This window comes from Prauserella marina, from assembly GCF_002240355.1.
GTDB classification, from domain to species: domain Bacteria; phylum Actinomycetota; class Actinomycetes; order Mycobacteriales; family Pseudonocardiaceae; genus Prauserella_A; species Prauserella_A marina.
Genome location: NZ_CP016353.1, coordinates 672,689 through 693,838, shown reverse-complemented (window position 1 = coordinate 693,838; position 21,150 = coordinate 672,689). Strand labels below are relative to the sequence as shown.

Here is a 21,150-nt window from a genome sequence, read left to right as displayed (position 1 = left end):
CGGGCACCCGGGCCGCGAGCCGCAAGCCCAAACAGCATTCAGCCCGCTAAACGCGCTTCGGCGAGCCGCGCCGCCCAAGTTCCGTGCGGTTCGAGGATCACCGTTCGCGTGTCGTCATCGTGCCGCTCCAGCCGCACGATCAGGTGATCGTCGGACAGCCGCTCAGCGACCCCCTCGCCCCACTCCACGACGACGGCCGCCTCGGCCAGTTCCGTATCCAGGTCGAGATCGTCGAGCTGGGAAAGATCGCCCCCCAGCCGGTACGCGTCCACGTGCACCAGCGACACCCCAGACCGGCCTGCCGGATGCACCCTCGCCAACACGAACGTCGGGGAACTCACCCTGCCCGCCACGCCCATACCCGCCGCGATCCCTCTGGCCATCGTGGTCTTGCCCGCACCGAGTGGCCCCGCGAGCAGCACCAGGTCGCCCGCCCGCAACTCGCCACCCAACGTCCGTCCGAAATGGATAGTGTCGTCCGGCGTCGCCAACATGACCTTCATCTGCGCCACCACAAGACCCTCCGTGACAACCTTGTCGCTTCCACCCCGGAACAATCCTGCAACACATCGATGATGTGACTGTTCACCAGGTCCGGCTGTTCCACATGCACCATATGCCCCGCGCCCCGTACCCGCACCAACCGCGCTTCCGGCAACTCGGCCACCATCCGCTCCGCATGGGAGAACGGGGTCAACCGATCCGAATCACCACCGACGACCAGCACCGGAACATGCTTGAGGCCGACAAGGGCGGCATACCGGTTGTGACTTCCGAGCGTATCGACGAAATTCACCAGTTGCCGCACCGGCGTCACATCCAGCATCTCCAGCATGAAATCGACAAGGCGGGAATCCACGTCGCGACGACCGAAAGCAAGTCGCCGGACCGCGTGCCGCGTCAACTGCCCTCCCGCCGCACGCACGAACTCGACAAGACCCGGTTGCCAGCCTGCCAGTTCACCGACGCCACGGGTCAACGGGTTGTACTTCGACAGCAACGATCTCGGCAAGCCTCGCGCACCGACCTCGCCAGCCGCGGTCGCGATCAGCACGACGCCACGGACTCTTCTCTCGAAGAGGCCGGGATTTTGCCGCGCCAGCTCCATGATCACCATGCCGCCCATGGAATGTCCCATGAGGACTGTCGGTTCCTCCGGCGCGACCGCCCGCAGTACCGCGTCCAGGTCGTGCGCCAACTGTTCGATGGTGCTCGTCGACGCCTCCGAGGCTCCGGACTGGCCGTGCCCCCTGTGGTCGTAGTAGACCTGACGCACTCTAGGCAGCCGCAGCGAAGCCAGCGCCGTGCGCTGGAAATACCAGCTCCGCCGTGACAAAGCGAAACCGTGCACGCCGACGACAGCCAGTTCCGACCCGCGCCCACCAAAAGGGTCGATTTCCTCGACGGCTAGCGGGGTTCCGTCGTCGGCGGCGACAGTCGAGAGCCGCCCTGGTGCGAGTCGCCCAGGATGGTCCCCCGCCGGTTCGTCGTCCCCAGCGGCAACGGGCCTGGCGGTCACCGGTCGCCCTCACCAAGGTACCGGCGCGCGACGCGAGGCCGGTACATGCCCGTGACGATCTCGTAGTCGATGGTGCCAATGGTGTTCGCCCATTCCGTCGCCGTCGGCTCTCCCCGCTCGCCGGAACCGAACAGCACCACCTCCGACCCGGCGGCTGGTTCGTCGTCGCCACAGTCGACCACGATCTGATCCATGCACACCCTTCCGGCGACCTGCCTGCGTTCGCCGTTCACCAGCACGCTCATCCTCCCGGAAAGCGTGCGGGGTACACCGTCGGCGTAACCGACGGGGACGAGCGCGAGATTCGTCGCTCTCGTCGCCGTCCAGGTATGTCCATAGGAGACTGACGAACCGGCTTCGATCCGTTTCGTCAGCACGACACTCGACCGAAAAGACATCACCGGACGCAGATCCTCCTTACGCGGCACCGGGTTCAGTCCGTAGATCGCGATTCCGGGGCGAACCAAATCGAAATGCAGGTCGGGCCGGGTGAGAGTCGCCGCGGAGTTCGCTATATGCCGCAGCGGATTCAGACCTTCCTCGCGTGCGACGGTGTACGCGGCGGCGAACTGTTCGGCTTGCCGGTCGATCGAAGGATGACCTGGCTCGTCGGCACACGCGAAATGCGACCACATGGCCACGACGTCCACTTCGGACCGTGCTGCCGCCGCCTTCACGAGCTGGGGCCACGCGTAGGCGGGGCATCCGTTGCGGGAAAGACCGGTGTCGATCTTGAGGTGCACGCGCGCTCGTTTGCCAGTACGCCGCGCGGCCTCGGCGATTCTGGCGAGTTCGGCCTCGGAACTCACGGCGAGATCGACGTCCTTTTCGATTCCCCCGGCGAAGTCTGCCTCAGCGGTGTCGAGCCAACTGAACAGCCGCGCGGTGATACCGGCCTTGCGCAATTCCAGCGCCTCGGCCAGCGAACAGGTGCCGAGCCAGGTCGCTCCCGCGCTGATCGCCGCACGGGCGACCGGAACGGCACCGTGCCCGTAGGCGTCGGCCTTCACCACCGCCATGGTCTCGGCTCCCGAGGCCGAAGCTCGCCCCGCGAGGAGGGCGACGTTATGCCTTAGGGCGCCGAGGTCGATCGTGACCTCGGCGCGAGGCGAGTGGTGTTCAGTCATGGTGGAACAACTTTCCTGGCTGACGGTCAGAGTTCGTGGACGAGTGCGCGCGAGGCGAGGTGCCGTTGCCTGATGGCCTCACCCGTTTCGAGGTCGTCACCTTCCGGGTCTCGCCGAGTCGCGACACTCCCCTGCCAGGCAGGCGCCTCATCGGTACCCGCGAGCGCCCACGCCGCCTGACGGGCGGCGCCGATCGCGACGTGCTCGGCTGGTTCCGGCACGGCGACGGGGACACCGAAGACGGAAGGGGCAACCGTACGCACGGCTTCCGACTGTGCGGCTCCGCCGATCAGCAGCACCCTGCGGACGGTCGTGCCGTGCTCGCGGACCGCTTCCAGCCCTGCGGCGAGTCCGCACAGCATGCCCTCGACGGCGGCGCGGGCCAGGTTCTCCTGACTCATGTTCGTGCGCCGCAGCCCGAGCAGTGTTCCCGCGGCCTCGGGGAGGTTCGGGGTGCGCTCCCCGTCGAGGTAGGGCAGCAGGGTGAGCCCATCCGCACCGGGCTGCGCGCTCAGCGCGAGGCGGTCGAGTTCGGCGAGTTCGACACCGAGTAGTCCGGCGGTGGCGGTGAGCACCCTCGCGGCGTTGAGCGTGCAGGCCAGCGGAAGGAACCGGCCGGTGGCGTCGGCGAACCCGGCGACGATGCCGGTGGCATCGGCGGCGGGGCGCTCGCTCACCCCGAACACCGTCCCGCTCGTGCCGAGGGAAACCACGACGTCGCCTTCGGTGAGTTCCAGCGCGAGCGCGGCGGCCATGTTGTCGCCGGTGCCCGCGGAAACGAGGACGCCGTCCGGCGTGTGCCCTGCGGTCTCGGCTGGGCCGAGGACCCGTGGCAACTCAGGGTTACGGCCGCCGAAAGCGGTGGCGAGAATATCGGTCCGGTAGGCGCGTTTCGCGGGCGAAAAGTAGCCGGTCCCTGACGCGTCGCCACGGTCGGTCACCGGTTCGCCGCCGACCAGCCGCCAGGTGAGCCAATCGTGCGGCAGCAGCACCCGGGCGACGCTGTCCGCGAGTTCCGGTTCGTTCTCGGCCATCCACCGCAACTTGGTGACGGTGAAGCTCGCTACCGGGACGGACCCCACGGCCTCCGCCCACTTCTGAGGGCCGCCCAGTTCGCTCGTCAGATCGGCGGCCGCTTTCGCTGACCGGGTGTCGTTCCACAACAGCGCGGGCCGCACGACGTCACCGGCGTCATCGAGCGTCACCATGCCGTGCTGCTGTCCGGCGACCCCGATCGCCGACACACCGTCGAGCAGTCCCCCGGTCGCTTCCCGCAGCGCCGACCACCACACGGCCGGATCGATCTCGGTGCTGTCCGGATGCTCCGCGCGCCCGGTACGCACCACCTGCCCCGTGCGGGCAGCACACACCATCACCTTGGTCGACTGGGTGGACGAATCGATCCCCGCGACCAGAACTTCGCCGTTGTTGTTCATATCCCTGAGCTTTCCTGCTCGATGCCCGCACTGGCCAGTACCACCCTGGTGCCCGCCGCCCGCAGCGACTCGATCTCGGCCGAGGGCACCTGATCATCGGTGATGACCACGTCGTAGGCGCTGACGTCGCCGTAGGCGTAGGTGGCCGTCCTGCCGAACTTCGAATGGTCGACGACAAGCACATTTCTGTTGGCCGCCGCGACGACCGCTTCCTTGAGGTCCGCGTAGTCCCGCACCGGGTGGTACAGCCTGGAAGCCGCCACAGCGGTGGCCGAGACGAAACCCACGTCGGCGCGGATCCGGCGCAACGCCGACAGTGCGTCGGCACCGACGCACGAGTCGAATTCGGTGTAGCGGCCGCCGAGTACGACCACCTCGCCGCGGCCATCCTCGCCGACGATCCGCGCGATCTCCAGCGAATTGGTGACGACGGTGATTCCGTCCCGTTCGGCCAGCCTACGGGCGAGCGGGAACAACGTGGTCGAGTCGTCGAGAAACACCGTCTGCGCCTCGGCCACCTCCGTGATGGCCATGGCACACAGCGCCTCTTTGTATGGCAGGTGAAGGCCCTCTCTGAAACGCTTCGCCGTCTCCATCGTCAACGCGGGGTATGCGGCTGCCCTGCCCCTGAACTTGCGTAGCAGCCTGCGGTCGGCGAGGTCGTCGAGATCCCTGTGCATCGTCATGAGGCTCACCGAGAAGCGGGACGTGAGGTCGTCGATCCGGATCTCTCCCGCCTCGATGACCGCGCGCAGAATCGCCTGTCTTCTCCGCTCGACGGCGGCGTCAGGCTGGCGTGTTCTGGGCATTGGGCAACACTACGGGCTTGATGACGGTGGGATCCTTCGCCGCGATGGTCAGCGCCTTTTCGACATCGGCGAGCGGGAAACGATGGGTGACGAGCCGGTCGAGGTCGATGTCCCCGCTCCCGGCCAGCGCGAGGGCGGTCGGCCAGGTGTTGGCGTAGCGGAAGGTGCCGGTGACCTCGATCTCGGAGCCTTGTACGTGCGAAAGCGGCAGCGGGATCTCGTCGCCTCCCATGCCGATGAGCACGACCCTGCCCGCGCGGCCGACCTGGCGGATCGCTTCGCCGATGGCGCTGGGGACGCCCGAACATTCGAGGAGTACGTCCGGTTCGAAACCGGCGTCGGTGAGTGGGGTCTTCGCGACGTCGATGGTGCCGGTGGCGCCCAGTTCCGTGGCAAGCCGCAGCCGATGGGGGTTCACGTCGCTGACGACGACCTCCGTGGCCCCGAAGGCGCGGGCGGTCTGAGCCGCGACGAGCCCGATCGGGCCGGCTCCGGTGATCAGGACCCGCGATCCGGGGGCGATCCTCGCCTTGCGGCAGCCCCACACACCGACGGAGAGCGGTTCGAGCAGGGCGGCGGCTTCGTCGCTGATCGTGTCCGGGACCGGGTAGGCGAACTCCTCGCGGAGGACGACGTACTCGCCGAAGGCGCCGTCGACGGGTGGGGTTCCGAAGAAGCGCATGCGGGGACACAGGTTGTAGCGGCCCGCCCGGCATTGGGCGCAACGCGAGCAGGGAACTCCGGGTTCCAGCGATACGCGCTGTCCCGGTTCGTGGAGCGTGGCGCCCTCTCCCGTCGCGGCCACGACGCCGCTCGGTTCGTGGCCGAGGATCAGGGGGCGGTCGACGACGAAGTCGCCGATGTGCCCGTGTTCGTAGTAGTGGACGTCGGAGCCGCAGGTGCCCACGGCGAGCACGCGCACGAGCACCTCGCCCCTGCCTGGCTTTGGGACGGGGCGGCGTTCGGTGACGATGTCGCGAACACCGTTGAGTACCGCGACCGCCATGTCGCCGGGCAGGTCACGGTCGGTGGGAAGGTCGTGCACGAGTGTCGGCTCCCTTGGTGTGTCGGGTCGCCGGCAACAGCATTTAGCCCGCTAAATGCTGTTCGGGGCCGCCGGGGCGGACGAGCGGCAAGTGCCGACGAAACCAGCCGCCACGACTCTTCTTACCAGAGAAACCGCTCGCTTCTAACACTCAACTAGTTAACTCGACCCGTCCAACCCGTCCCCTAACCGCATTTAGCCCGCGAACTGCGGTCGGGGCAGGGGGGAGACGGGGTAGCCAACCTGCGGCTATAGTCATGTTCTTGACTAGTCATATTTTTGACTATGAGGAGTGGCATGGCACTTCGGCACGCGGTGCTCGCGGCGCTGCTCGACGGCGAGCACAGCGGCTACCAGCTCACCAAGATCTTCGATCGCGGCATCGCCAACTTCTGGTACGCCGCCCCCCAGCAGCTCTACGCGGAACTCACCAAGCTGGAGTCCGCCGAACTCATCGAAGGCAGGCACGTCGTTCAGCACGGCCGCCCCGACAAGCGGGTCTTCTCCATCACCGACGCCGGCCTCGCCGAGCTGGAAGCCTTCGCCAACCGCCCGGCCAAGCCGCTGCTCTTGCGCGACGACCTCGCCGTCAAAGTGCACGTCGTGGACCACATCGACCCCCGCCCCGTCATCAGCGGACTCGACGAACGCGCCGAAGCCGCCGCCACCAAACTCGCCTTCTACGAACACACCCTCCGCGAACTCCGCGGCGAACTCGACGAAGCGACCTTCCTGCGCAGCGGGGAACGCGTCGGCCCCTACTTGACCTGCCTCGCCGGTTGCCGGCTCGAACAGCTCACCCTCGACTGGTGCCACGACACCGCCCTGCTCCTGCGCGAACGGACCAACACCGGAAGTAGGCACACATGACTTTCGCCCGCTACGTCGCACTCGGCGACAGCCAGACCGAAGGTCTCGGCGACGGCAACGAACTCGACGGCTACCGGGGCTGGGCAGACCGGCTGGCCGAACGGCTGGCAGGCGACAACCCAGGGCTTGGCTACGCCAACCTTGCCGTGCGTGGCAAGCTCGCCGCCGAGGTCCACGCGGAACAACTCGCACCCGCGCTCGCGCTCCGCCCCGACCTGGCCACCGTGATGGCAGGCATGAACGACCTCATCCGAGGTGGTTTCGACGCCGCCCGAGTCGTCGGCCACATCGAAGCCATGTTCGCCGAGCTCACCGGGGCTGGCGCGACCGTCGTGACCGTGACCTTCCCCGACATCGGCAAGATCACCCCGCTCGCCACGCCACTGCGTTCCCGGGTACTCGACCTCAACGCGCGAATCATCGCCGCCGCGGCGCGGCATGATGTACTCGTCGTCGACACCTATCCACACGCGGTCACGACCGACGACCGGTTGTGGAGCGCCGACCGGCTGCACGTGAGCCCACTGGGACACGCACGCATCACCTCGGCCGTGGCGAAGGCGCTTTCCCTCCCCGGCGATCACGAGGATTGGACTCGGCCACTTCCCCTGTTGCCGCGTCGTACACCGTGGCAAGCGACAGTGACGGAGCTGCGGTGGCTCGCGTCATTCGCGGGTCCTTGGCTCTACCGCAGAGTGAGGGGCCGGTCCTCCGGGGACGGTCGCGTCGCGAAACGGCCCGAGCTGGCTCCCGTCACGGTTTCAGCGCACGGACCTGGCGGACGGCATCCGGAATAGCCGCCAGCACACCTGCGGCCGACACCGGCACCCCATCAGCACCGAGCTGCCCCGCACGAGCATGCACGTCGGCCGCCACACCCGCTGCCAGCCACGGGTCGAGGCCGGCGGCGAGCAAAGCGCCGACCAGCCCCGACAACACGTCACCCGAACCGGCCGTAGCCAGCCACGATCCACGCGCGGCGTTCACCAGTACCCGCCCGTCTGGGTCGGCGACGATCGTGCAATGTCCCTTGAGCAGCACGACGGCGTTGAACCGGTCTGCCGCTGCCCGCACTGCCCCCACCCGGTCCGGCCCGGGCGGCGAGCCCGTCAACCTGGCGAACTCGCCGTCGTGCGGGGTGAGAACTAGCGGCGTGCCAGGGTCACGCGCGTCCAGCACATCCGGCTGGTGGGCGATGATCGTGATCGCATCGGCGTCCGCGCACACGGGAACCCCTTTGCCGAGCGCGGCGGCGAGCACGTCCTTTCCTTCTCTCCCGGTGCCGATGCCGGGTCCGGCAACCCATGCCTGCACCTTGCCCGCGTCCGTGATGGACCCGGTGGCAACGATTTCCGGCCAGTGCCAGCGGACGACATCGGCCGAGGTGCCCGCGTATCGCACCATGCCGGAGGTCGCGTGCACAGCGGAGCCCGAGGCGAGCACGGCAGCGCCGGGATAGGTCGCGGATCCGGCGGCTACTCCGGTGACTCCTTGCGTGTACTTGTCATCGGATGGCCCTGGCATGGGCCAGGCCGCCGCGACATCGGCCACGTCGAGCTGAAACAGGTCCGGTTCGCCGAGTTCGCCGGAGAGACCGATGTCGACCAGTACGACGTCGCCGCACCGTTCGGGATTGAGCACGTGCACCGGTTTGCGGGCTCCGAACGTCACGGTGCGGTTCGCCGACACAGCGGGCCCTTCGACGGCACCGGTGTCCGGTTCGACTCCGCTCGGCAGGTCAACGGCCAGCACGGGCGCCGCGATGTGGTCGACCAGGGCGGCCGCGTCCGGCCGGAGTGGTCCCCGCGCCGCGATACCGACGATCCCGTCGACGACGAGGTCGGCACTTGCTATCCATTGTGGACTTTCCTCGACGGACAGAACTCTGCCGCCGGAACGCTTGAGAGCGGCAAGCCCTTGGGTGTGGGCCTTCTCCGGCGCGAGCAAGACGGCGGCGACACCGACCCCCCGCTTGCGGAGAAAGGCGCCGGCCCACAGCGCATCACCACCGTTGTTTCCCGCGCCGACGAGCAGGACGGCACTCCGGCCCGCGACGGCACCCGCGTGCTCGTCAAGCATGGCGGCAGCCTGGATCGCGACACCGTGGGCGGCGCGCCGCATGAGCGCGCCCTCCAGAGTGCCGGCGAGCAGCCGCTCCTCGGCCTGACGAATGTGATCAGTGGTCCAGATACCCCGCACAGGGCCCTGTTTACTCCACCGTCACCGACTTCGCCAGATTACGGGGCTTGTCGACGTCGTAGCCACGAGTACGGGCGATTTCGGCTGCCAGTACCTGTAGCGGCACCGTCGACACCAGCGGTTGCAGAAGTGTCGGTACGGCTGGGATTTCCACGAGCTCGTCGGCGAACGGCCTGACCCGGTCGTCGCCCTCCTCCGCGATCACGATCGTGCGCGCGCCGCGGGCCTGGATCTCGCTGATGTTGGAGACGAGTTTCGCGTGCAGCATGGCCCGCCCCTTCGGGGAAGGCATCACGACGACGACGGGCAACCCTTCCTCGATGAGGGCGATGGGCCCGTGTTTGAGCTCGCCCGCGGCGAAGCCCTCCGCGTGCATGTAGGCGAGTTCCTTCAGCTTGAGCGCACCTTCGAGTGCGACGGGGAAGCCGACATGCCTTCCGAGGAACAGCACGGCTTTCGAGTCGGCGAGCTTCCGGCCCATGTCCCGCACTTGATCCACAGTAGACAGTACCTTGTGGACTGCTGCGGGCATGGCCTCAAGTTCGGCGAATTCCCTGGCGACCTCGTCCGGGTACTTGGTTCCCCTCGCCTGCGCGAGCGCGAGACCCACCAGATAGTTAGCCGCGATCTGCGCGAGGAAAGCCTTCGTCGAAGCCACGCCAATCTCCGGGCCCGCGTGCGTGTACAGCACGGCGTCGGACTCGCGGGGGATCTGTGCTCCGTTGGTATTGCAGACCGCGAGCACTCGCGCTTTCTGCGCGCGGGCGTGCCGCACCGCTTCCAGCGTGTCGGCGGTCTCCCCGGACTGCGAAACGGCGACGACGAGCGTGTCGCGATCGAGAACGGGGTCGCGATAGCGGAACTCGCTCGCCAGCTCGACCTCGACGGGGAGGCGGCACCAGTGCTCGATCGCATACTTGGCGACGAGCCCGGAGTGGTAGGCCGAGCCGCAGGCGACGACGAACACCTTGTCGACGTCGCGAAGATCCTGCTCGGAGATGCGCTGCTCGTCGAGCACGATCTTGCCAGCCTCGAAGTGCCCGCGAAGCGTGTTGGCCAGCGCGTCGGGCTGCTCTTCGATCTCCTTGAGCATGAAGTATTCGTGGCCGCCCTTCTCGGCGGCGGAGAGGTCCCAGTCGACCGTGAACGGTTTGCCCTGCGCGGGCTCGCCGGAGAAGTCGGTGACCTCGCAGCCTTCCCTTGTGATCACGACGAGCTGATCCTGGCCGAGTTCGATGGCCTCCCTCGTGTGCTCGATGAAGGCGGCGACGTCGGAGGCGACGAAGGTCTCGCCGTCGCCCACCCCGACGACGAGCGGGGAAGATCGGCGCGCCGCGATGATGACGTCGGGCTGGTCGGCATGGGTGACGACGAGTGTGAAGGCGCCTTCCAGCCTGCGACACACGGTGCGCACGCTCGCGGCGAGGTCCCCCGCGGTGGAGCCGTCGGCGTAGGCGCGGGCGATCAGGTGTGCGGTGGTCTCGGTGTCGGTGTCGCTGTTGAGCTCGATACCGTCGGCTTCGAGTTCGGCACGCAGCGCGGCGAAGTTCTCGATGATGCCGTTGTGGACGACGGCGACCCGTTCGCTGCCGTCGCGGTGGGGGTGGGAGTTGCGGTCGACGGGTGCGCCGTGGGTGGCCCACCGGGTGTGGCCCATGCCGGCGGTACCCGCGAAGGCATCGCGGCCTGCGGTGTCGAGTGCGGCCTCCAGGTTGGCCAGGCGCCCCGCTTTGCGTTCGACGGTCAGCGCGCCGGCGCCGTCGAGCACGGCCACGCCAGCCGAGTCGTACCCTCGGTACTCCATTCGGCGGAGGCCGCCAAGTACCACGTCAAGCGCCTGCCGATGCCCGACATATCCCACGATTCCACACACGTCCCCCAGGGTAACGACACAGTGTCACCATCATCGCCCGGCACGGCAGGACCGCGTTTTGCCGGCGAAACGCGGTGGGGCGCCCCTCCCCGACCGCAGTTCGCGGGCTAAACGCGGTTGGGGCTCGCGCCGCGGAACCACTCAACGCACGGTGACCGGGTATGCCAGCCTCGGCCTGGTCATTCGGATACCCTCCCAGCCATGGCCAGCAAGCCGAAGCAGTTACTTGAGGACCTGACCCACCCCGGTCCGCACGACGTGCTGCGTGGCGACCTCGCGCTCGTCGGCCTCCCCGGTGTCGTCTACACACCGGCGCGGGGGCTCAACCTGCCTGCGATCGCCTTCGGCCACGGCTGGCTCCAGCCCCCCGGTCGGTACCGCGAACTGCTTCGCCACCTCGCGAGCTGGGGCATCGTGGCGGCGGCTCCTGCCACTCAGCGTGGTCCGCTGCCGTCACACCGCGCTTTCGCCGCGGATCTTCGCTCGGCGCTCGACCTGGTCACCGGCGTTCGCCTCGGCCCGGACGGCATCAGTGTCGATCCGGCGAAGGTGGGACTGGCTGGGCACTCCATCGGCGGGGGGTCCGCCGTTCTCGCCGCCGCGAGTGAACCCACCCACACCATCAGGGCCGTCGCGACCATAACCGCCGCCCAGACGATGCCACCGGCCACCATCGCGGCACAGACCGTCACCGCACCCGGCCTTCACCTGGTCGCCGACGAGGACATGGTCGCGCCGGCCGAGGGCAATGCCGCCGCCATCGCCGACGCCTGGGCCGGTCCGGTCCGGCTGCGGACCCTGCCGAAGTCGTCTCATCTCGCGGTCACCGAAGGGATGCACTGGAGCCAGCCACTGCTGCACGGCAAGCCCCACAGGCCGACTCAGCGCACCGTCCGCGCACTGCTCACCGCCTTCTTCCTCACCGAGCTGACCGGCACGGACCGATACCGGCCCCTGCTCGAAGCCGACCTCAAAGCGGCGCATCTCACGCTCGACCGGGAGCCAGCGGCTCGCTGAACACCCCCAGCAGCGCACAGCCCACCGAGCCGTCGTTCTCCACGCTTGTCAGCGGCCGATCCCTGGCGCCCCAGCAGGGCCGCGACCTGGAACGGGCCTGTCGCGGCACCCACATCACCGACCACGTCGGCAGGGTTCAGCACCACCTGCGGCAGCGTCCCCCAAACAGCATTCCGCCCGCTAACTGTTCCGCGGTGGCCGGCTCGCCCACCGCGACGCCGGTCTGGATGAACAACTGCCGCAGGCAGATTTCGAGCGCCGAAGCAAGACCACCGTCGACGGCAACCCTCGTGCGCGCCCGATGCCATTCGAGCCAGGCAGGTTAGGCGCTGTATTCCTCGACCGACCCGCACACGACGCCACTCGCCCTCCCCGAGGCCAGCAGCCGCGCGGCGCAGGCAACACCCCGATCCCGGACATCCGCCCGCCCGCGACCGGCAAAGGGCGTCTTCCCGATACCGAGGACGGAAATCGCCGACCAGGCCGTGATCACCGGCTTCCCCGCCGTGGTCACGGCCGCTTGCGCAGCAAGACGACCGCGTTGTTGCCACCGAAGGCGAGCGCGTTGCTCCGCACCCATCCGCAGCTCGGCCTCGACCGCCGGTCGACCTCAAGCACCCTGCACACGAGCCGTTTGATCTCGTCGGCCCGCTACATGACGACGGCGTTTATTTCAGCCAGGAGCTGTTGGAGAAATCGTCATCGTCGAACTGATCCTCCTGACGGGCGTGTCGCGCCCTTCTCGGCTGAGGCGGTTCCCGCCGCGCCTCGGGCAATTCGAGCGACGGCGCCGGAGGCGGGCTGGCGCTTCCCGTTCCATAGTGGGAAAAGGTGGCTTCGCGTTGTTCGTCCTCAGCGCCGAATCCCATGACGTCGATCTTGCCCGACAAGGACTTCTCGGTGTTCCAGCCGCCTGCTTGCTTCCGCCTGCGCCCGAGTTCCCCGAGGTGTTCGGCCGCCTTCGCGGCGACCTTCCCCTGTGCCAGAAGGCTTTCCCTGGACCGTTTCCTCACGCTCGCCGCGTTGCGTTCTCTCAACGCCCTGCGTTCGGCCATCTCCCTGCCGATGGCCTTGATCCGGGAGACGGCCGCCTCGGCTTTTCCCCGCGCCATCAGCTCTCCTGTCCTCGTGCGGTCACCGGTCATACCAGATCGAGCGTTCGTCCTCGTCGTGCAACGATCCGCTGATGCGGTTGCCGCCAACCGTATTGCCGAAGATGCCACCGTCGATGCGATACGGGTTGGTGGTGCGGTCCTGGTCTCCCGATTGGTTGCCGTAACCACCCATCATGCCCATGCCACCGGCCCCGCCGCCGGTACCGCCTTGGGCCGCGGGAGGCGCATCACCCATGCCACCCGGTGCGGTGGCGATACCCGCCTGCGCGGACCCCGCAGAGAGCGTCGTCGCCTGCGCTGGATCCCGCACCTCGCCCTCGTCGACAATGTCGCCACCGGTGTCCACATCGCCCTGCTCACTCATGTCGGCAAGGGCTCCGTGGTGCCCACCGCCAACGTTCGCGCCGGGGAACCCACCACCGTCCACCACCGAAGGGGTGACGGGCTCGCCGTCGCCGTTTTCTCCTTGCACCGCAACGGAAACCGGAGCTCCCGGCATCGTGCGGATGGATTCCCGCGGAGCGATGGGGTCCTGCGTTTGCCCTGACTCGTTCCTGTTCTCTCCGAGCGTGTACGTCGTCGGCGACGGCGTGCCGTCATCGAAGGTGACCCTTGTCGGCCCCTCCGGTCCATCCGGCTGCTCCGCGGCGATCGTGAGATCACCGTCCTCGATGTGGATCTTGCGGTCGGGGCCAGGGCGGTACACCTGTTCTTCGCCTTCCTCACCGGAGCCTTCCGGCCCGAACTGATCACTCGCGCTGTCTTCGCCGGCACCGAAATCGAGTTGGTACACCTTCGGTTCGCCCGTCCCGTCGTCGATGAAGACCTCCATCTTGCCGTCTTCGTCGGGCTCGGTCATTTCGAAGGTGTTGTCATCCTTCTCGACGGTCAACGTGCCCCGGTCGTGCCCGGAGTCCTTGATGGCCTCGTCGATCGGGCAGGGCTTGCCCGCCTCGGGATCGATGTCGAGATCGTCACCGGTCACCGGATTCGAACCCGGTTCTGCCGCCCCTTCCCCTGGCTCAGCAGCGGGTGGTGAGGATCCACCACCTGGGCTGCCCCCGTTGATACCATTTGCGTCACCGCTCGGCCCGGTCCCGCCGTCCTCGGGTTGCGGCGTTTCCGGCGGCGGTAGCGGGTAATCACCGCTGTCCTCAGGGAATTTGTTCTCGTAATCCTTGAGGAATTCGTTGAGGTCACCCCACGCCCGATCGACGGCTTCCTTCGTGTCCTTACAGACGCCGGTGAACCGCTCGTAGAGGTTGTCGTACAGGTCCGGGTTCCACGAATTCTGGATCCAGGTCTTGCATTGGGTGATGGCCAGCGCTTTGTTCTCATCGTTGAGGGCAAAGTCATCGGCTCTCAGCGTCGATTCGAGATTGCTGCCGGTCTCCGCGTCGACCCACGCGGCCACTTCGAGAACCGCGTCCTGAGAGTCGAAATCCCCTCGCGCCAACGTCATCACCTTGCTCGCGGTTCCCGGAATCGCGGCGCCCACAGTGGACTGATACATGGCGATGACCTCGCCGGCCTTGGCCTTACAGGCTTCGTACACCGCTTGGACCGCGGCCTCGATAACGTCGGCCGAACCCTCCAGTGCTTCGAGCAGATCGCCGATGTTGGGAGCGATGTCCTCGCTGTACTTCTGATAGGAGGCGTTCGCCCCGTCCCCGGTCCAGTCCTGGTACAGGGTGTTGAGGTTCGATTCGGTGATGTTGTGCAGATCCTTGAGCGTGTCGTGCGTGTCCCTGAGCCGCTGTGCCTCGTCCAGGAACTTCCGGAAGTCGATACCTCGCTGCTCGTCGAACGCCCTCTTGATGGCGTCGTAGGTCAGCGGACTGTCGATGTGCCTGGACTCGCTGGGTGCCTCGTCGTCGATGGGAATGAAGGTCTCGAACACTTCGAGCGCCGGTTCGGCGAGGTCGAACAATTCGTCCGACGTCGTAATGGCGCCGCTGCCGGAACCTGGGGCCACGGCGTTGTCGAGTTCCGACTGGTTGTCACTGATGCGCCCCGTGACCTGCCGGTCCCGGTAGCCCTCCGTCTCCGACTCGCTCTCGGCCTGTTCGTAGACCGTATCGACGTCGGCGAGCCCGTAGCCGTAGTAGTTCCCATCGAGGTTGTACTGGTCGACGTACGCCGTGGCCGCGGGGTTGAAACCGCCAGCACGCAGGTACGCGACGAGCAATGCTTCTTTCGTCTGCGCGGAAACGTAGGGGTCGTCCAGCAGCGCCTGTGTCTCTTCCCAGGTCTTGCTCACAGCCCGCTCCCCGACTGGTTCACCGAGGACTGCTGTTCGGCTTCGGCGGACGCGTACTGCTCACCGGCGCCGCCGATCGAGCCCGCGAGAGCCAGCAACGAGCCGCACATGGCCATCGCGCCTTCGCCGAGAGTCCGCACCGCGGCCGTGTAGCCGGCGGCCCGCTCGGCGTGGGCGATTCCGAAGTCCGCCCCGGCGACCTCGGTCGCTCCAAGGTTCTCGGCCTCCGGCTGCGCCTCTTCCACCGCGTCGCTGATGGCTTGCGCCTGGCTCACCATGCTTCCGGTGTCGGCCGTGTAGCCGTCCGGCGCGCTGACACCCGAACTGGACGAATCGTCGCCGTTGCCCCTGGGTACCGTGGTCACTCCAGCTCCCCCTCAAGCTCTTCGTGTGCGAACGCCGTTACGACGCGCGGAGAAACGACCCGGTGCCGTCGCCAACGCACAAAATGTACCGACGCGCAGGTCAGCACGCACCGAGATGAAGGATTTGCGTTTCCAAACAGCGCAAGGGATTCCGGCGGTCAGGAGACAGTGGCGACCACGCCGGCGAGCCGGTCCGCCGCGGCCTGGGCGATGTCCTCAGCCGTCGCCTCGACCATGACGCGCACCAGTTGCTCTGTTCCCGACGGCCGCAACAGGACACGCCCTTCGGCGCCCAGTTCGGCAGTCACCGCGTCGACGGCCTCCTTCACCGCTGGCGAGGCCGCGACCGCGTTCTTGTCGGCGACCCGCACGTTGATGAGCACCTGGGGCAGCCTGCGCATGACACCCGCGAGTTCGGCCAGTGACCGTCCGGTCTCGGCGACCCTGCTCATCAATCGCAGCGCGGTGAGCAGTCCGTCGCCGGTGGTGGCGTGCGCGGGAAAAACGACGTGTCCCGACTGTTCGCCGCCGAGCGAGAAACCACCGGAGCGCAATTCCTCAAGCACGTAGCGGTCACCAACGGCGGTGGTCCGCAACGTCATGCCGTGTTCCTTGATGGCGAGGTGCAGGCCGAGGTTGCTCATCACGGTCGCGACGAGGGTGCGCTCCACGAGTTCACCGGTGTCGGCCATGGCGACCGCCAGCACGGCCATGATCTGGTCACCGTCGACGAGGTTCCCCGACGAGTCAATGGCGAGACACCGGTCGGCGTCGCCGTCGTGCGCGATGCCGAGGTCGGCACCGTGCTCGACCACGGCGGCACTCAGCAGCTCGGGGTGCGTCGAGCCACAGCCGTCATTGATGTTCACGCCGTCCGGTTCCGCGTGCAGGGCGATCACGTCGGCACCCGCCTTGCGATATGCCTCGGGCGCGGCGACGGAAGCGGCACCGTTCGCGCAGTCGACGACGACCCTGAGCCCCGCGAGTGGGTGCGGCGTCGCGGTCATGAGGTGCGCGATGTAGCGGTCGAGCGCGTCGTCGACGTCGGATACGCGGCCGATCTGCGCGCCCGTCGGCCTGAGCGCCTCGGAACCGAGACCGGCCTCGATCTCGTCCTCGATCCCGTCGGGCAGTTTGTGACCACCCTCTCCGAACAATTTGATCCCGTTGTCCGGCATGGGGTTGTGTGAGGCGGAGATCATGACGCCGAGATCGGCCGAAAGGTCACCGACGAGGTGAGCGACGCCCGGTGTCGGCAACACACCCACTCGCAGCACATCAGCACCTGCGGAGGCGAGTCCGGCGACAACGGCGGCTTCGAGCATCTCGCCGCTGGCCCTCGGGTCGCGGCCGACGATGGCCACCGGCCGGTGCGAGCGGTCGTGTGCCGCGAGCACTCTGGCGGCACTGGCCGCCACGGACATCGCCAACTCCGGGGTGAGTTCGGCGTTGGCGAGGCCGCGCACTCCATCGGTGCCGAAAAGGCGGGCCATATCCTCGACCTCCGTGTTCGGGTGGGTTGGACCGGTGCGGCACCGTGTACGTCCCACCGCTGCTTGTGCGTGAGCGACCCGAACAACCTAGCGGCCACGACGATGACGCCCCAGCCCGGTACGCACGCGGCGCGTTTAGCCGGCTAAACGCGGTTCGGGGGTTCCGGGGCCGGAGAGCACAGAAGCGCCCATCCGTAATATCGGAAGGGCGCTTCTGTGCGTTGCGAGCTGCGCGTCAGCGCTTGCTGTACTGCGGAGCCTTACGGGCCTTCTTGAGGCCGTACTTCTTGCGCTCGGTCGAACGCGCGTCACGGGTGAGGAAGCCTGCCTTCTTCAGCGCGGGCCGGTCCTCGTTGTCGATCTCGGAGAGCGCACGCGCGATCGCGAGCCGCAGCGCACCGGCCTGGCCCGAGATGCCGCCGCCATTCAGGTTCGCGAAGACGTCGAACGACTCCGGCTTCTCGACGGTGACCAGCGGCTCACGGATGAGCTGCTGGTGAACCTTGTTCGGGAAGTACTGCTCAAGAGCCTTGCCGTTGAGCTTGAACTGGCCGGAGCCGGGCACGAGGCGCACTCGGACGACGGCTTCCTTGCGGCGGCCGACCGTCTGCGCGGTGCCACCCGCAGCACGAGACGGCTTCGGCGCCGTCGGCGTCTCGCTGGTCACGACCGCGTCGGTTGCGGCCTCGGTCTCGGTGCTGGTCACAGACTGTTCCTCACTCACTGGGTCACCTGAGCGATCTTGGTGATCTCGCGCTGCTGTGGCTTCTGCGCGGCGTGCGGGTGCTCGGGGCCGGCGTAGACCTTGAGCTTCTTCGCCTGGGCGCGGCCGAGCTTGTTCTTGGGAAGCATGCCCTTGACGACCTTCTCGACCAGGCGCTCAGGCCTGGTGTCGAGCAGTTCGCCAAAGGAGCGCTTACGCAGGCCACCCGGGTAACCGCTGTGCCGGTACGCGAACTTCTGCTCGCGCTTGTTACCGGTGAGCGCCACCTTCTCGGCGTTGACGATGATGACGAAGTCACCGGTGTCCACGTGGGGGGCGTAGGTGGGCTTGTGCTTGCCGCGCAGCAGCGTAGCGACCTCGGTCGCGAGCCGGCCGAGCACGACATCCTCGGCATCGATCACGTGCCATGCACGGGTGATATCGCCGGGCTTGGGGCTGTACGTGGGCAAGGGTCTACCTCGTCGTCAACGTGCTTGTGGGGTCCGTGCGGGCCTAGCGCATACGCGCCGCAGCGCACAACAACTTACGAAGATACCCGGTCACTTTGGGAAGGGTGAAGGCGGGGTCCGCACCGCTCTCGCATACTAGGGTCTCCGGCAGCGTGCCGCGATCGTACTCTCCGGGGGGCGGAAGAAATGACTCAGCGGCTGGCCGGTGCGGCCAGTAGGGCGACAACCCGACGGCGGCCTGCTGGCCGCCGATCACTGGCTGTGCTCGGAGCGCTACTCATCCTGGTCACCGCGTGCGCACCGGGTCGCTCCGGCACCGCCATACCCGACGGCGACGCGGCGGCGGCCTACGTGAGTGACAAGTTCAAGGCGACCCTCGAACGGCTGTCGGACGACCTCGGCGAGACCGAACCGAGACGCAGCACCCACCGCTCCTTCACCCGCATCGACGAGAAGAAGGCGGACAGCACGATCACCGCCATTCAGGTCGGAAGCCCTCCGTCGCGGCTTTACAAGAACCACTCCAACCGGGACTCCTCCGACTACCGCGACTACTTCCACCCTGCGGGCAGTGACGTCGAATACACCTATCTCGGTCCGGTCTACAAAACCCTCGCCCCGACGCCTTGGGTGTCCCAGCCGTACACGTCCGGCGGGTACGACATCTGCTTCTGGGGCGGCTACACGATGGTCTGCCGCATGCTGGACACCATCTCCAGCTCGCTGAAGAACGGACATGCCGCGAAACAGGCGAAAAGCTTCCAGGACGGCAGCATCGAACTGACGGCCGAGGTCACGCTCCGGGAGTTCCTCAAGCAGCGGGTCGTCATCCTGCCGGACTGGATCCTCGCGCAGATCACCGAGGAGATGCAGAACGGCATCATCGAAACCAAGGTCAGACTCGATCCGGAGGGCAAGCTCAAAGAGATCCGCATGAACGGCCTCATCGAGGCGGATGGCCACGAGTTCGAGGTCAAGGAGCACTACCAAGTGCTGGATCCACCCACCGAAGAGGACCTGCCGAAGGTCCCGCCGAAGGATCAGGTGACGGCACTCACCACGGACGCGGAGATCGACGACTACTACAACCGCATGGGCGAGATCACGAGCAGCGGCGGGTAGTGGCCCACCGAAGCCGACGATCACGACCACAAGGGGAAGCCTGATGACACAGCCACCGAACCAGCCACAAGGATGGTGGCAGCCGCCGAGCCCCGCACAGGGGTACCCGCAACAGGGACCACCACAGCATTCACAACATCCACAGCAGGGCGCTCCCCAGGGACAGCAATACGGCGGACAGCAGGGGCAACCAGGGCATCCCGGACAGCAGGGCCCGCAACACCAAGCGCCACCGCAGGGACATGGCCATTACGGGACTCAGGGCGGTCACGCCCCTCAGCCGCAGACGGGACCGCAGCCGGCGTTCGGCGGTAGTTTTCAGTCGCAGTACGGCGGTCTCGGTGCTTTCGAGCGCAAACCGGAACGCAAGCCCAAGCGACGCAAGACTTGGTGGATCGCAGGTTCGGCCGCCGGTGTTCTCGTCGTCGGCGCGGGAATCCTGACGTGGCAACTCGGACTGTTCGGTGGCGACGTCCTCGACCAGGATTCGCTGCAAACCAACGTCGCCTCGGTGCTTCGCGACAGCTACGGCGAGCACGATGTGTCCAATGTCGAATGTCCGGGCCGACAGGCGATCAACACCGGCAACGAATTCACGTGCACGGTGGAGATCGGTGGCCAGACGAAGTCCGTGTCGATCCGGGTGCTCAACGACAAACCCGAGTATGAGGTCGGCGCGCCGAACTGACGTCGACAGCATTATGAGGGCCCGGCGCGAACCGGGCCCTCATCGTTGTGCGGAATGGATCAGAAGAACCCCTGCACGGCCTTGTCCGTGGACTGGTAGCCGTCCGCGATCTGAGGCAGCGCGGTCGCGATCTTGGCGAGCACCGCTTCGAGATCTTCCAGATTGGTGTCCCACTCGGCCTGCACGGCCTGCCAAGCTCCTTGTGCCTCACCCTGCCAGCTGTCGACGAGCGGGGCGAGGCGTCCTTTGAGGTCTTCGAACAGCCCTCTGAGCTCGCCGCCCGTCACCTTGCAGTCATCGGCGGCGGTGTGGATGGTCTGGTAATCAACGACGATGCCGTCAGGCACGGTCCCTCCTCGGATCAAGAATCTTGGCGGCTTCTGCCATGGGAAGACGCGGAACTCACAGGCCTTCGAGAGTGCTGCTGATGTTGCTGACCGCGGCGTTCTGCTCGTGTTCCGCCTGCGCGTAGGCAACACCGGATTGCTGGAGCAGTTCAGCGATGTTCCCCAGAGTGTCGTTCAGTTTCTGGTTCCGCTCGTCGAACGAATCCATGACATTCTTGAATGCCTTCGCGGCATCGCCCTGCCAGCCCGCCTGTGTGGCCTCGATGCGATCGCGGAGAGTACTCATGTTCGACACCATGAGCCCTTTGATTTCGTCGACATCCAGGTATGCCTGCTGAAACTGTTCCGGTGTCCCGGTAAAACCGCCTGCCATCGGCAGCTACCCCCTTCTGTTCTGGTTCGCGATCGGTGCGGGTTGTTCGCGACGGCTGTACGACGGGAACATTGCCACGCACGGTTCCCGGTGTCGCGACAAAGGGGGAATTCGTTGCGACCGTGAATATTTCCAAAAGCCCCGCCACCCGCCAACACCCACCCTCTCATTCCCGCCCACCCCGAGCCGGGCCCCCACCCCAAACCGCGTTTAGCGGGCTAACTGCTGTCGGGGCCACGGCGGGCAGGGGCGTACGGGTGCGCTTGGGTGCACTGACAAACGGGATGCTTGCTCGGCGAAAGAGCATCGGCATGTGCGA

Annotated in this window: 21 protein-coding genes; 5 read left to right on the top strand and 16 right to left on the bottom strand. The window is 67.0% G+C overall.

Annotated elements, in window-relative coordinates; genetic code table 11:
- Window positions 1–38: 38 nt before the first annotated feature.
- From tsaE to BAY61_RS03045, 6 genes are read right to left on the bottom strand one after another with little or no spacing between them, the layout of a single operon-like run.
- The gene (tsaE, locus tag BAY61_RS03070; protein WP_176879667.1) at window positions 39–503 is read right to left on the bottom strand and encodes a tRNA (adenosine(37)-N6)-threonylcarbamoyltransferase complex ATPase subunit type 1 TsaE; all 465 of its coding nucleotides are present in this window, start codon (window positions 501–503) and stop codon (window positions 39–41) included.
- Window positions 500–1,519: an alpha/beta fold hydrolase gene (locus BAY61_RS03065; RefSeq protein WP_091802277.1), complete on the bottom strand. Its 1,020-nt coding sequence runs from the start codon at window positions 1,517–1,519 to the stop codon at window positions 500–502. The genes tsaE and BAY61_RS03065 overlap by 4 nt, the downstream gene beginning before the upstream one ends.
- Window positions 1,516–2,646: an alanine racemase gene (gene alr, locus BAY61_RS03060; protein WP_091802274.1), complete on the bottom strand. Its 1,131-nt coding sequence runs from the start codon at window positions 2,644–2,646 to the stop codon at window positions 1,516–1,518. Before alr ends, BAY61_RS03065 begins: the two co-directional genes overlap by 4 nt.
- 26 nt (window positions 2,647–2,672) lie before the next feature.
- Complete coding sequence (xylB, locus tag BAY61_RS03055; RefSeq protein WP_091802271.1) at window positions 2,673–4,082, bottom strand: xylulokinase; 1,410 nt, start codon at window positions 4,080–4,082, stop codon at window positions 2,673–2,675.
- Window positions 4,079–4,891 carry a DeoR/GlpR family DNA-binding transcription regulator gene (locus BAY61_RS03050; RefSeq protein WP_091802267.1) on the bottom strand — a complete coding sequence of 271 codons (813 nt, stop codon included), beginning with the start codon at window positions 4,889–4,891 and terminating at the stop codon, window positions 4,079–4,081. The genes xylB and BAY61_RS03050 overlap by 4 nt, the downstream gene beginning before the upstream one ends.
- Entirely contained in the window at window positions 4,869–5,897 is a 1,029-nt protein-coding gene (locus BAY61_RS03045; protein WP_170140140.1) for an NAD(P)-dependent alcohol dehydrogenase, read from the bottom strand. The genes BAY61_RS03050 and BAY61_RS03045 overlap by 23 nt, the downstream gene beginning before the upstream one ends.
- A 336-nt stretch (window positions 5,898–6,233) precedes the next feature.
- On the opposite strand from BAY61_RS03045, the gene BAY61_RS03040 reads away from it, so the two are divergent.
- Both BAY61_RS03040 and BAY61_RS03035 read left to right on the top strand, forming a co-directional pair.
- The gene (locus BAY61_RS03040) at window positions 6,234–6,806 is read left to right on the top strand and encodes a PadR family transcriptional regulator (RefSeq protein WP_091802263.1); all 573 of its coding nucleotides are present in this window, start codon (window positions 6,234–6,236) and stop codon (window positions 6,804–6,806) included.
- Window positions 6,803–7,603: an SGNH/GDSL hydrolase family protein gene (locus tag BAY61_RS03035; RefSeq protein WP_091802260.1), complete on the top strand. Its 801-nt coding sequence runs from the start codon at window positions 6,803–6,805 to the stop codon at window positions 7,601–7,603. The genes BAY61_RS03040 and BAY61_RS03035 overlap by 4 nt, the downstream gene beginning before the upstream one ends.
- Here the strand turns inward: BAY61_RS03035 and BAY61_RS03030 are convergent.
- A complete protein-coding gene (locus tag BAY61_RS03030) occupies window positions 7,560–9,005 on the bottom strand; it encodes an NAD(P)H-hydrate epimerase (protein ID WP_091802257.1) in 1,446 nt (481 codons plus the stop codon). The two genes, BAY61_RS03035 and BAY61_RS03030, sit on opposite strands and share 44 nt — an antisense overlap.
- 10 nt (window positions 9,006–9,015) lie before the next feature.
- A complete protein-coding gene (glmS, locus tag BAY61_RS03025; RefSeq protein WP_091802254.1) occupies window positions 9,016–10,878 on the bottom strand; it encodes a glutamine--fructose-6-phosphate transaminase (isomerizing) in 1,863 nt (620 codons plus the stop codon).
- 201 nt (window positions 10,879–11,079) lie between these two features.
- Between glmS and BAY61_RS03020 the strand changes: the two genes are divergently transcribed.
- The gene (locus tag BAY61_RS03020; protein WP_091802251.1) at window positions 11,080–11,895 is read left to right on the top strand and encodes a dienelactone hydrolase family protein; all 816 of its coding nucleotides are present in this window, start codon (window positions 11,080–11,082) and stop codon (window positions 11,893–11,895) included.
- 668 nt (window positions 11,896–12,563) lie between these two features.
- Here BAY61_RS03020 and BAY61_RS03015 read toward each other — a convergent pair.
- The 6 genes from BAY61_RS03015 to rplM form a co-directional block, all read right to left on the bottom strand.
- The gene (locus BAY61_RS03015; RefSeq protein WP_091802248.1) at window positions 12,564–13,040 is read right to left on the bottom strand and encodes a hypothetical protein; all 477 of its coding nucleotides are present in this window, start codon (window positions 13,038–13,040) and stop codon (window positions 12,564–12,566) included.
- Window positions 13,030–15,270, bottom strand: a complete 2,241-nt coding sequence (locus BAY61_RS03010; RefSeq protein ID WP_091802246.1) for a WXG100 family type VII secretion target — start codon at window positions 15,268–15,270, stop codon at window positions 13,030–13,032. Before BAY61_RS03010 ends, BAY61_RS03015 begins: the two co-directional genes overlap by 11 nt.
- Entirely contained in the window at window positions 15,267–15,635 is a 369-nt protein-coding gene (locus tag BAY61_RS03005; protein ID WP_091802243.1) for a hypothetical protein, read from the bottom strand. The genes BAY61_RS03010 and BAY61_RS03005 overlap by 4 nt, the downstream gene beginning before the upstream one ends.
- Before the next feature lie 158 nt (window positions 15,636–15,793).
- Window positions 15,794–17,128, bottom strand: a complete 1,335-nt coding sequence (gene glmM, locus BAY61_RS03000; RefSeq protein ID WP_091802240.1) for a phosphoglucosamine mutase — start codon at window positions 17,126–17,128, stop codon at window positions 15,794–15,796.
- A gap of 235 nt (window positions 17,129–17,363) precedes the next feature.
- Entirely contained in the window at window positions 17,364–17,834 is a 471-nt protein-coding gene (gene rpsI / locus BAY61_RS02995) for a 30S ribosomal protein S9 (RefSeq protein WP_091802236.1), read from the bottom strand.
- Window positions 17,835–17,848: 14 nt separating this feature from the next.
- The gene (rplM, locus tag BAY61_RS02990) at window positions 17,849–18,301 is read right to left on the bottom strand and encodes a 50S ribosomal protein L13 (RefSeq protein WP_091802234.1); all 453 of its coding nucleotides are present in this window, start codon (window positions 18,299–18,301) and stop codon (window positions 17,849–17,851) included.
- A 186-nt stretch (window positions 18,302–18,487) separates the two neighbouring features.
- On the opposite strand from rplM, the gene BAY61_RS02985 reads away from it, so the two are divergent.
- Window positions 18,488–19,423 carry a hypothetical protein gene (locus BAY61_RS02985; protein WP_245865730.1) on the top strand — a complete coding sequence of 312 codons (936 nt, stop codon included), beginning with the start codon at window positions 18,488–18,490 and terminating at the stop codon, window positions 19,421–19,423.
- Between the two features lie 43 nt (window positions 19,424–19,466).
- Window positions 19,467–20,111 (top strand): DUF4333 domain-containing protein, encoded by a 645-nt coding sequence (locus tag BAY61_RS02980; RefSeq protein WP_091802231.1) that lies wholly within the window; start codon window positions 19,467–19,469, stop codon window positions 20,109–20,111.
- 59 nt (window positions 20,112–20,170) lie between these two features.
- On the opposite strand, the gene BAY61_RS02975 is transcribed toward BAY61_RS02980, so the two are convergent.
- Both BAY61_RS02975 and BAY61_RS02970 read right to left on the bottom strand, forming a co-directional pair.
- A complete protein-coding gene (locus tag BAY61_RS02975) occupies window positions 20,171–20,458 on the bottom strand; it encodes a WXG100 family type VII secretion target (RefSeq protein WP_091802228.1) in 288 nt (95 codons plus the stop codon).
- Window positions 20,459–20,513: 55 nt separating this feature from the next.
- The gene (locus BAY61_RS02970) at window positions 20,514–20,831 is read right to left on the bottom strand and encodes a WXG100 family type VII secretion target (RefSeq protein ID WP_091802225.1); all 318 of its coding nucleotides are present in this window, start codon (window positions 20,829–20,831) and stop codon (window positions 20,514–20,516) included.
- Between the last annotated feature and the right edge of the window lie 319 nt (window positions 20,832–21,150).

Bases quoted from the DNA above. Each gene is read 5' to 3' on its own strand.
- tsaE (WP_176879667.1), bottom strand. From the start codon at position 503: ATGAAGGTCATGTTGGCGACGCCGGACGACACTATCCATTTCGGACGG.
- alr (WP_091802274.1), bottom strand. From the start codon at position 2,646: ATGACTGAACACCACTCGCCTCGCGCCGAGGTCACGATCGACCTCGGC.
- xylB (WP_091802271.1), bottom strand. From the start codon at position 4,082: ATGAACAACAACGGCGAAGTTCTGGTCGCGGGGATCGATTCGTCCACC.
- BAY61_RS03050 (WP_091802267.1), bottom strand. From the start codon at position 4,891: ATGCCCAGAACACGCCAGCCTGACGCCGCCGTCGAGCGGAGAAGACAG.
- BAY61_RS03045 (WP_170140140.1), bottom strand. From the start codon at position 5,897: ATGGCGGTCGCGGTACTCAACGGTGTTCGCGACATCGTCACCGAACGC.
- BAY61_RS03040 (WP_091802263.1), top strand. From the start codon at position 6,234: ATGGCACTTCGGCACGCGGTGCTCGCGGCGCTGCTCGACGGCGAGCAC.
- BAY61_RS03035 (WP_091802260.1), top strand. From the start codon at position 6,803: ATGACTTTCGCCCGCTACGTCGCACTCGGCGACAGCCAGACCGAAGGT.
- BAY61_RS03020 (WP_091802251.1), top strand. From the start codon at position 11,080: ATGGCCAGCAAGCCGAAGCAGTTACTTGAGGACCTGACCCACCCCGGT.
- BAY61_RS03015 (WP_091802248.1), bottom strand. From the start codon at position 13,040: ATGACCGGTGACCGCACGAGGACAGGAGAGCTGATGGCGCGGGGAAAA.
- glmM (WP_091802240.1), bottom strand. From the start codon at position 17,128: ATGGCCCGCCTTTTCGGCACCGATGGAGTGCGCGGCCTCGCCAACGCC.
- BAY61_RS02985 (WP_245865730.1), top strand. From the start codon at position 18,488: ATGACTCAGCGGCTGGCCGGTGCGGCCAGTAGGGCGACAACCCGACGG.
- BAY61_RS02980 (WP_091802231.1), top strand. From the start codon at position 19,467: ATGACACAGCCACCGAACCAGCCACAAGGATGGTGGCAGCCGCCGAGC.
- BAY61_RS02970 (WP_091802225.1), bottom strand. From the start codon at position 20,831: ATGGCAGGCGGTTTTACCGGGACACCGGAACAGTTTCAGCAGGCATAC.